General features: G+C 29.7%; 9 protein-coding genes, 2 tRNA genes, 2 rRNA genes and 1 pseudogene (2 of these 14 only partly in view). 2 read left to right on the forward strand and 12 right to left on the reverse strand.

Annotated elements, in window-relative coordinates:
• Positions 1 to 246 carry the 3' portion of a hypothetical protein gene (locus tag ACZJV1_RS17805; RefSeq protein WP_411169152.1) on the forward strand. 189 nt of this gene lie to the left of the window's left edge, so the window shows 246 of its 435 coding nt (coding positions 190-435); its start codon lies beyond the left edge, outside the window; the stop codon is at positions 244 to 246.
• A gap of 48 nt (positions 247 to 294) precedes the next feature.
• Here ACZJV1_RS17805 and ACZJV1_RS17810 read toward each other — a convergent pair whose 3' ends face one another.
• The 5 genes and pseudogenes from ACZJV1_RS17810 to ACZJV1_RS17830 form a co-directional block, all read right to left on the reverse strand.
• Complete coding sequence (locus tag ACZJV1_RS17810) at positions 295 to 1227, reverse strand: lysostaphin resistance A-like protein (RefSeq protein ID WP_463650952.1); 933 nt, start codon at positions 1225 to 1227, stop codon at positions 295 to 297.
• Between the two features lie 236 nt (positions 1228 to 1463).
• Complete coding sequence (locus tag ACZJV1_RS17815) at positions 1464 to 2705, reverse strand: competence/damage-inducible protein A (protein ID WP_463650953.1); 1242 nt, start codon at positions 2703 to 2705, stop codon at positions 1464 to 1466.
• 86 nt (positions 2706 to 2791) lie between these two features.
• A complete protein-coding gene (locus tag ACZJV1_RS17820) occupies positions 2792 to 3028 on the reverse strand; it encodes a hypothetical protein (protein WP_463650954.1) in 237 nt (78 codons plus the stop codon).
• Positions 3029 to 3128: 100 nt separating this feature from the next.
• Positions 3129 to 5204, reverse strand: coding sequence for an elongation factor G (fusA, locus tag ACZJV1_RS17825; RefSeq protein WP_463650955.1), 2076 nt, complete (start codon positions 5202 to 5204; stop codon positions 3129 to 3131).
• A gap of 354 nt (positions 5205 to 5558) precedes the next feature.
• Positions 5559 to 5762 (reverse strand): annotated as a pseudogene (locus tag ACZJV1_RS17830) (AbgT family transporter); the annotation flags it as partial.
• Positions 5763 to 5851: 89 nt separating this feature from the next.
• Between ACZJV1_RS17830 and cls the strand changes: the two are divergent.
• Positions 5852 to 7288 carry a cardiolipin synthase gene (gene cls, locus ACZJV1_RS17835; protein ID WP_463652176.1) on the forward strand — a complete coding sequence of 479 codons (1437 nt, stop codon included), beginning with the start codon at positions 5852 to 5854 and terminating at the stop codon, positions 7286 to 7288.
• 38 nt (positions 7289 to 7326) lie between these two features.
• Here cls and ACZJV1_RS17840 read toward each other — a convergent pair whose 3' ends face one another.
• From ACZJV1_RS17840 to ACZJV1_RS17870, 7 genes are all read right to left on the reverse strand, one after another.
• Positions 7327 to 7752: a VanZ family protein gene (locus tag ACZJV1_RS17840; protein ID WP_411169156.1), complete on the reverse strand. Its 426-nt coding sequence runs from the start codon at positions 7750 to 7752 to the stop codon at positions 7327 to 7329.
• A 74-nt stretch (positions 7753 to 7826) separates the two neighbouring features.
• Positions 7827 to 8270 (reverse strand): hypothetical protein, encoded by a 444-nt coding sequence (locus ACZJV1_RS17845; RefSeq protein ID WP_411169157.1) that lies wholly within the window; start codon positions 8268 to 8270, stop codon positions 7827 to 7829.
• A gap of 165 nt (positions 8271 to 8435) precedes the next feature.
• Positions 8436 to 8591 (reverse strand): hypothetical protein, encoded by a 156-nt coding sequence (locus ACZJV1_RS17850; protein ID WP_411169158.1) that lies wholly within the window; start codon positions 8589 to 8591, stop codon positions 8436 to 8438.
• A 238-nt stretch (positions 8592 to 8829) separates the two neighbouring features.
• A tRNA-Ala gene (locus ACZJV1_RS17855) sits at positions 8830 to 8905 on the reverse strand.
• A 5-nt stretch (positions 8906 to 8910) separates the two neighbouring features.
• Positions 8911 to 8987, reverse strand: a tRNA-Ile gene (locus ACZJV1_RS17860).
• A 7-nt stretch (positions 8988 to 8994) separates the two neighbouring features.
• Positions 8995 to 9111, reverse strand: a 5S ribosomal RNA gene (gene rrf / locus ACZJV1_RS17865).
• A 102-nt stretch (positions 9112 to 9213) separates the two neighbouring features.
• Positions 9214 to 10000: ribosomal RNA gene (locus ACZJV1_RS17870) — 23S ribosomal RNA — on the reverse strand; it runs 2119 nt beyond the window's last position.

Genomic DNA, 10000 nt, shown 5'->3' on the forward strand with positions numbered 1-10000 from the left:
TATAAGGTAGGAATAATTAATAGTGCTGCCAAATTATATATAGCTCCTATAGATTCCTCTCAATTGATTAGAAAAATTAACATACGAATGGAGGTTGGAATTTTAGATTCTGCTGAGGTTAATAAACAAATATGGTATTATGTAAATTTACCTATTGATAATTGTATGAATTGTAGAGGTTGGATAAATTCTAAAGAATTCTCTATGTTTTATAGTGAATCTTCTTCTATAACAAAATCTAATTAAATTCTATATAACAAAAAGTTAGGAGATTAATTAACTCCTAACTTTTTGTTATATAAAAATAGTCATACCTGCTATATATACTATTATTGATAATATAAAAGGGATATTAAATATTCTTTCATCATCTAATATAACTTCCCCTCTTGTATAATTTAAACTTTCTATCTTTCTATTATCATTTAATCTTTCTAGCTTTTTTATTATTAGAAAAACAAAGCTAGCAAATACTATGGCAATTCCCCCATATGTTATTAATAAAATTAATTTTTCTGATAATGCTATATTTTTAAGTGTTAATTCAGCTGCATCACCAATTACAGATGATCCATTTATAATATAGCTTGATAACTTTGCAATAGTTACTGATGTTCCATTTACTATAAAGTGTATTATCATAGATGCAAATATACTATTAGTTATTCTAACTAATAATGCAAGTATAAAACCTAATACTGCAGCATATAGGAATTGTTGTGCATTTAAATGTAAAAGCCCAAAAAATAATCCTGTTACTGCTGAAGCTATATATTTATTTTTATTTTCATATCCTGAAAGAACTATACCTCTTATTGTAATCTCTTCTGTTATTGTTGGTAAAAGTGCAACTAAGGATAAAAGAAATATATATGGTGTTGATGTTATTTGTGATATAAATGCTCCTATTTCATTGTTGAAGAAAAACGTAGAAATTACTGAAAAGAAAGTCATTATAGGTTGCACTAAAAAAGCTAATAATATAATTAAAAGTGTATCTTTCCAATGTAATTTGTTTAATTTAAGTGTATCCTTAAAAGATGATTTTGTTACTATTAAATATATTAATGCTGGAATTAAAAATATTATCATGTGCGTTAAAAATAGTATTATTCTTACATCACTTAATCCTATAGCCTGATAAATTGGTGTAAGTGCAATTGGTCCAAATATTTCTGCTAATAATATTATTAAAAAATACATGTTTGCTCTAAAAACTTTTCTCATATATATACCCTTTCTTTTTTAGTTTTAAAATAAATTTAGTTAATTCATAATCATTTTAAACTTTATGATGTCTATTTTTTAACTTTTGTAGTGTATAACTTTATAAATTAATGGACATAATTATAATGAAGCGAGAAAGCTTCCACAGTTAATCGCCTCTCCCCCATTTTATTTATATACAAAAAATAATCCCCTACTTTTTAAAAGTATAAAAGGGGATTATTTTATTCCCCATTTTAATAATTAGTGCTCAAAAGTTCTTTTCTTAAAATATTAAGTGCATTCATTGTAGCCTTTCTTCTAATCCTTTCTCTATCTCCTGTAAAATTAAATTTTTTCACAACTACATTTCCTTTCACAAATACACCTATATAAACTAGCCCAACAGGCTTTTCATTAGTTCCTCCACCAGGTCCTGCTATTCCTGTAGTTGAAATAGCTATATCAGTTTTTGCTTCTCTCGCTATACCTATTACCATTTCTTTTGCTGTTTCTTCACTTACAGCTCCATACTTATCTAAAGTTTCTTTTTTAACTCCTAGTCTCTTCATCTTAGCTTCATTTGAGTAAGTAATAGTACCCTCTTTAAAAACTTCTGATATTCCCGGATAAGAAATTAAACTAGAAGCAACCAGACCTCCTGTACATGATTCTACAGTAGCTATACTTAAATTTTTGTTACACAATATTTCTGCAACAACAGCTTCTAAAGAATTTTCATCTTCTCCATATATATACTCACCAAGAACTTCTTTTATTTCTTTATATATAGGATTTATTAAATTATTGCATTCATCTTCATCTTTTCCTTTAGCAGTTATTCTTAAAGTTACATCAACATCCTTAGCATATGGTGCAACAGTAGGATTAGTACTATTTTGAATTAAGTTATTTATCTTTTTAGCCATTAAGCTTTCCCCAATTCCAAATAATCTTAATGTTTTAGATTTTATAACTTTACCTGTTATTCCAGCTAGATACTTAATTACATGATTATTAAACATAGGCTTCATTTCTCTTGGTGGTCCTGGTAGTATTACTAGTATCTTATCATTTTCAGATATTATTGCCCCTGGAGCTGTTCCATTAGAATTGGGTAAGATTACTGCATCCTCTGGAAAATATGCTTGTTTTTTATTTGCTTCTACTACAGCTTCATCTTTCATGTCTAAATATGTTTTAATCCAATCTAAGGATGGTTTATGTAAAACTAGTTTTTTATTAAAATATTTTGCACCTAATTCCTTTGTTAAATCATCTTGAGTAGGCCCTAAACCACCAGTAGTAATAACTAAGTCACATCTTTCAAAAGCATTTTTAAATGCTTCAAGTATTCTATCTTCATTATCACCAACAACATTTTGATGATAAACATCAATTCCTAGATTAGCTAATTCCTTAGCTAAATATTGTGCATTTGTATTAACTATATCACCTAACAGTATTTCTGTTCCTATTGCTATTATTTCAGCCTTCATTTTAATCCTCCTATGATTTATTTTATATTAAACATTTTACCATAAATTATAAAAAGCTACTAATCAAGTGATTAATAGCCTTTTATTTACTTATACTTATTAGCATTAATGTAATACTTACCTGTTTTGTTTACTCCCTCTTCTAAAATAGAAAAGTTACTATCCCTAAGCATAGAAGTAATAATATTTATATCCTCTTTTGAATTACTATCTAAGGTTATAGTAAAATTATCATTTTTATCTACTACACCCATATAGTCAAATATATTACTATATTCACTAAGTCCTAGTCTCTCACTTATATCCATTTTGTAATCTGGCATAGTTTCCCTCCTATTTTTCTTTAGTATATACCTCTATACTTAAAATTAATTCTATATTATTTTTTCTCATTAAATTTATATTTATTCACTACTCCCAGATTTAATTTTTTCTAGCTTCTTCAATTATTTTTTTAACTTCTAACTCTGGAACCTCCTCATACCTTTCAAGCTCACTTATAAAACTTCCTCTCGCTTGAGTCATTGATCTTAGATCTGTAGCGTATTTAAACATTTCTGATAAAGGAATCTCAGCACTAACTTTTTGTAACTTTCCTTCTGGTTCCATTCCAAGAACTCTTCCTCTTCTTTTATTAATATCGCCTATTATATCTCCCATATATTCATCCGGTATTAACACCTCTACATGCATAATAGGTTCTAATAAAACTGGCTTCGCTGCTTCTAATCCTTTTTTATATGCAATTGATGTTGCCATTTTAAATGCCATTTCTGATGAATCTACTGGATGATATGATCCGTCATGTAAGGTAGCCTTTAAACTAACAACAGGATATCCTGCTAGAACCCCTTTTTCAATACAATCTCTAAGTCCTTTTTCTACTGCTGGTATAAAATTTCTTGGTACAACTCCCCCAACAACATTATCAACGAATTCTAACTCATTTTTTCCATCTCTTCTTGGCTCAAATTTTATTTTTACATCTCCATATTGTCCATGTCCACCAGACTGCTTTTTATGTTTTCCTTGAACATCTGCAATACCTTTTATAGTTTCTCTGTATGGTATCTTAGGAAGTCTTAGAATAACTTCTGCCCCAAATTTATTTTTCAGCTTACTAGCTATAACATCTAAGTGTGTTTCACCTATACCAGAAATTATAGTTTCTGCATTCTCCGTATCTCTTGTAATTGTAAATGTTGGATCCTCTTCTAATAATCTTTGTAATGACATTGATATTTTATCTTCATCACCCTTGGCTTTTGGTAATACAGCCATTGATATCGAAGGTTTTGGAAAATTCATTTTATCATATATAACTTTATTATTTATGTCACATAAAGTATCACCAGTTTCAGTATATTGTAGTTTGGCAATAGCAGCTATATCTCCTGCTACAACTTCTTTTGTAGGTATTTGGTTTTTCCCTCTTATGAAAAAGATATTAGCTAATTTTTCAGATTTATCCTTATTACTATTAACTACAGTAACCTCATTTGATAACTTTCCTGTTATTACTCTAAACAACGATATTTTCCCAACAAAAGGATCTGCTATAGTTTTAAAAACTAATGCTGAAAAAGGTTTATCTTCATTTAAGTCTATGAATACCTCTTCATTGTTTTTTAAATTTTTTGCTTTCTGTGAAATTGAATATTTAGGTGATGGAAAGCATTCAACTACATCTTCTAAAAAGCATCTCATACCTATTACCTTAGATGCACTTCCACACATTACTGGTGCTATATCTCCGCTTGCACACCCTTCTATAAGTCCACTATATATTTCCTCGTCACTTAATTCTCCCTCACTGAAATATTTATCTAATAGTTCCTCATTTGTTTCTGCAACAGCTTCCATTATCATTCTTTTACATTCATCTATCTTTTCTAATAAATCTTCAGGAGCATCTATTTCCTCAATTTTATTTGTTTTAGGATCATGTATTCTGGCTTTTTTTGATATAACATTAACCACACCTTTAAATTCTTCTTCACTACCTATTGGAAATTGTATAGGTACAACGCTTATCCCAAATTTTTCTTTTAATTGTTCTAATGTCTTTTCATAACTTGAATTTTCTCTATCTAACTTATTTATGAAAAATGTTCTTGGCAATTTTATTTTATTACAATAATCCCACGCCTTTTCTGTTCCAACTTGAACTCCCGATACTCCGCATACAACTATTGTAGCTACATCTACAGCTCTCATTCCTTGTATCAGCTCTCCTGAAAAATCGAAGTAACCAGGTATATCTACTAAATTTATCTTTGTATCCTCTACTTCTATTGGAGCAATAGACGCTGAAAGTGAAATTCTTCTCTTCTTTTCTTCTATGTCAAAGTCTGTAACTGTTGTTCCCTCTTCTACTTTACCTAATCTATCAGTATTACCTGTATTGAATAATAATGCTTCAACTAAAGAGGTCTTTCCTGATGCTCCATGTCCTATCAGTCCAATATTTCTTAAATTTTTTATTGTATAATTTTTCATAACTTCTCATAATATTTTCTAAATATTATGATTACACCCACCTTTCATTTAAAATCTAAATAATTTTTGAATCGCGTTCTTAGCAAATTCTTATGTTGATAAATTTTAAATCTCTGGTTTATAATTTATTTTCAAAAAACCATCTTAAGTGCAGGTTATTCTAGTCCATTTTATTAATTATAGAATATCATAAACGACTCTTGTTATCCAGAATATTCAGATTATTTATTCCCCTCCTACCATATACTTATTTTTATGCACATTTTATTGGAATAAGTACAAAAAAAGTGCATCTAAAATTTTTACTATAGATACACTTTCAATTGTGCTAATTATATTTAATATTAAATCTTTTTAAAGCATTACTCCAACTCCAGTCCCTAAATCAAATCCTAATACAAACCATATTACTAATAATATTGTCCATCTAATTAAAAATGCAATTGAATAAGGAATCATAGTAGTTATTAGAGTACCTATTCCTGAATCTTTATCATACTTTTCTGCAAAAACAACTATTAAAGCAAAATAGTTCATAAGTGGAGATATTATGCTTGTTTATCTAATGTCTTTTTAATTTATTAAAATTTATATTTAAGTCAATAATATATTATGTATGACTATATTTGAAGGAGGTTTGTAATATAATTGCATTTAAAATAATTTTTTATTTATCTTTTATTATAAATATATTTATAATATTTATAATGATCTTATTTAAAAAGAAACGACCTGAAAAAACTTTATCTTGGATATTGATTTTAATTATACTACCTCCAGTAGGATTGATTTTATTTATATTTTTAGGACGAAATTGGAAAATAAATACTTTAGATAGAATCTCTAAAAGAAAAGTTACTAATTTAATTAATTCATCTATATTGAATAAGTCTAATATATTAAATGAATATGAACCTATTATAAAATTACTGGCTTCTAATTCATTCTCACCTTTGTTTATAAATAATAAAATTAAAATACTAGATGGAGGGGAAGAAAAGTTTAAAATTTTAAAGGAAAATTTAATAAAAGCAAAGCATCATATTCATTTAGAATACTATATAGTTAAAGATGATAAAATCGGAAATGAAATAAAAGATATTTTAATAAATAAATCTAAGCAAGGAGTTAAAGTTCGATTTATAATAGATAGAGTTGGCTCTATAAAACTAGGATCTAAATATATAAAAGATTTGAAAAGTGCTGGTGTAGATGTAGCATTCTACTCATATGTTTTAGCTCCATTTTTACGATTTATAAATACTCAAATTAATTATAGAAATCACAGAAAAATAGTAGTTATAGATGGGGTAGTAGCATTCCTGGGCGGTATTAATATAGGCGATGAGTATTTGGGTATGGGAAAATTAGGGGAATGGAAAGATTGTCACATAATGATAGAAGGTGACTGCGTTCTTGGGTTACAGTCAATTTTCTTAGATGATTTTTCAAGTATAAAAAAGTATAATAATGAACAAATATCTATCTTAAATAATGTAGATAGCTATTTTAAGAATCATGATTTTAATGGTAATATTGCCATGCAAATAGTAAAAAGCGGTCCTGACTCTGAATTTCCTAGCATACTTCAATGCTTAATAAAAATGATTAGCAGTGCAAAAAAAAATATTAATATAATAACTCCCTACTTTATTCCTTCTGAAGGATTAATGGATACACTAAGGATAGCTTCTTTAAGTGGTATTAAAGTTTCATTAATATTTCCTAAAAAAGCTGATCATTTTACAGTAAACAGAGCTTCTCAAACTTATTTGGCTGAACTCTCTAGATCTGGGGCTAAAATTTATCTATATAATAAAAGAGGCTTTATTCATTCTAAAATATTAACTGTTGATGAAAAAATTTGTACAATAGGAACTGCTAATATGGATATTAGAAGCTTTGAGCTAAATTATGAAATTAACACAATAATATATAATGAATATGTAACTCATGAGCTTGATACCATATTTAATGATACTCTAAATTCATGCATAGAATTTAATATTAAAAAGTATGAATCAAAATCTATTATTAGCAAATTTATAGATGGATTTTCAAGGCTTCTTTCATCAATATTATAAAAGGATATTCATCGTTAAATGAATATCCTTTTATACCATTATATTTTTTTTAACCTCATTATTAAATAGCCAGCGAGCCCTCCTGATGTATCTATCAATACATCCTTAAAAGCCATACTTCTTCCTGGAATAAAATATTGATGAAATTCATCTGAACATGCATATAAAAATACAAATATTATTGCATATACTCTAGCTTTTTTATTAGAAAAATATCTTTTACTTACATTATATGCAAAGAAGAATAATATAAGATATTCTGAAAAATGTGCAGTTTTTCTAACTACAAAAGTAGCGAGATCACCAAAATATTCATTTAATTCTATTCCTAAAAATTGAAATATTTTTATAACCAATTCACTTTGGCTACTAGAAACTTCTCCTGGCTGATGTGACATAAAAAATATTATTCCCATCCATATTAATAACATCAACCATGATATTATCTTTTTGTTTTTATCCATACTTCTCTCCCTGTGTTAATTTAACTTTTAGTTATTTATTTTATTATACATCATAAATTATATATTTTTATATACTAATCTTTTTCTACTAAATATCTATTTATATATGCTAAAGATTGTTCTAACATACTTTGTCCTCTTTCTAAGTCCTTAACATTAACTTCCAGATTATATATCCTTTGTTCAACTAGATTCATTATTTGTTTTATATCATTTAAAAGCTTAGCCTCGTACGAAACTTGTATTCCATCTGAATCTATATATATTTTTTCTGGAACTGCCCCACATTTAGAACATTTAAAATATATACCTTTTTTTTCTATGTCTTTAAATACTTTAAATGTATCATTATTGCAGCTAGAACAATTAGGCAACATTATAAAATCTTGATTGCTAACATCAATATCATATTTAAACTTACATTGATAACAAATCAACTTAAGTTTATCTTCTTCACTTTCAAGAAAAAATCTATTTCCAATACAACCCTCTTTTTCACATACAAAAGTTCTTATCATTTTCTAATCCAGCCTCCTTATTTATAAAGAATATCTCTCTACAAATGTAATATGCTCAATTATGGTAAATTATTCTAGTTATTGATATTTGTTTAATTTAAGTATTTCATTAAAAGTAAAATAGATCTAAATTTAATAACTTAGATCTATTAAAATTAAAATATTTTAACTATTACAATATCCACTAGATTCTTTTAATTCCAGTTCTACCTCTTTTATAAGATCGTCTATTTTACTTGTATTTTTTCCTGCTAGTAATAACTCTCTCTTTTCTAGCTTTAACTTTATTAATTTTTTCTCTAATTCATCCTTCTTACCCATAACAACACTCCCCATCTAAGGATAAGACCTTAAAACTTTTACATTAGAATTATTAAATTAATTCTTATAATCATTATATAATATATTTTATTTTATTCCTAACTAAAATTTTAGAAAATTTTAAAAGTTTTTCGACATTTGTAAATATATACATATCATATAATACTACTTTTAAACTAATAATATTACAACTTAAGTAAAAATTATAAAAAAAAGAAGTTATGTTATCATAACTTCTTGGTGGAGGTAAAGGGATTCGAACCCTTGACCCCTTGCGTGCAAGGCAAGTGCTCTCCCAACTGAGCTATACCCCCAAATATGGTGGACCTTCAGGGACTCGAACCCCGGACCAACCGGTTATGAGCCGGTTGCTCTAACCAACTGAGCTAAAGATCCATACTACACCTGGCAACGTTCTACTCTCCCACACAGTTTCCCATGCAGTACCATCGACGCTGTAGAGCTTAACTTTCCTGTTCGGAATGGAAAGGAGTGTTTCCTCTACGCCATCATCACCAGATTACATTAACATTATATTGTAGTATCAATACTTTGTCAACACTTTTTTCAGAATTTATTCTCTGAAAATTGCACATGAATTACAGCCAAAATCTTTTAATTATTGGTCAAGCCCTCGACCTATTAGTATCAGTCAGCTAAATATGTTACCACACTTACACCTCTGACCTATCAACCTTGTGTTCTTCAAGGGGTCTTACTAGCTTATGCTATGGGAAATCTCATCTTGAGGGGGGCTTCACGCTTAGATGCTTTCAGCGTTTATCCCTTCCCGACTTAGCTACCCAGCCATGCTCTTGGCAGAACAACTGGTGCACCATAGGTCAGTCCATCCCGGTCCTCTCGTACTAAGGACAGCTCCTCTCAAATTTCCTACGCCCGCGACGGATAGGGACCGAACTGTCTCACGACGTTCTGAACCCAGCTCGCGTGCCGCTTTAATGGGCGAACAGCCCAACCCTTGGGACCTACTACAGCCCCAGGATGCGACGAGCCGACATCGAGGTGCCAAACCTCCCCGTCGATGTGGACTCTTGGGGGAGATCAGCCTGTTATCCCCGAGGTAGCTTTTATCCGTTGAGCGATGGCCCTCCCACGAGGTACCACCGGATCACTAAGCCCGACTTTCGTCCCTGCTCCACTTGTGGGTGTCGCAGTCAGGCTCCCTTCTGCCTTTGCACTCTTCGAACGATTTCCGACCGTTCTGAGGGAACCTTTGGGCGCCTCCGTTACTTTTTTGGAGGCGACCGCCCCAGTCAAACTGCCCACCTAACAATGTCCCGTCACCAGATTCATGGCGTCCGGTTAGAATCCCAATACTGTCAGGGTGGTATCCCAAGGGTGACTCCACTAAGGCTGACGCCCTAGCTTCTCAGTCTCCCACCTATCCT

The sequence above is a fragment of the Clostridium sp. LS3 genome, assembly GCF_055330225.1.

What these genes read in the sequence shown, in the direction of transcription:
- ACZJV1_RS17850 (WP_411169158.1), bottom strand. Translation starts at nt 8,591, where the DNA reads ATGGGTAAGAAGGATGAATTAGAGAAAAAATTAATAAAGTTAAAGCTA.
- fusA (WP_463650955.1), bottom strand. Translation starts at nt 5,204, where the DNA reads ATGAAAAATTATACAATAAAAAATTTAAGAAATATTGGACTGATAGGA.
- ACZJV1_RS17820 (WP_463650954.1), bottom strand. Translation starts at nt 3,028, where the DNA reads ATGCCAGATTACAAAATGGATATAAGTGAGAGACTAGGACTTAGTGAA.
- ACZJV1_RS17810 (WP_463650952.1), bottom strand. Translation starts at nt 1,227, where the DNA reads ATGAGAAAAGTTTTTAGAGCAAACATGTATTTTTTAATAATATTATTA.
- ACZJV1_RS17840 (WP_411169156.1), bottom strand. Translation starts at nt 7,752, where the DNA reads ATGGATAAAAACAAAAAGATAATATCATGGTTGATGTTATTAATATGG.
- ACZJV1_RS17845 (WP_411169157.1), bottom strand. Translation starts at nt 8,270, where the DNA reads ATGATAAGAACTTTTGTATGTGAAAAAGAGGGTTGTATTGGAAATAGA.
- ACZJV1_RS17815 (WP_463650953.1), bottom strand. Translation starts at nt 2,705, where the DNA reads ATGAAGGCTGAAATAATAGCAATAGGAACAGAAATACTGTTAGGTGAT.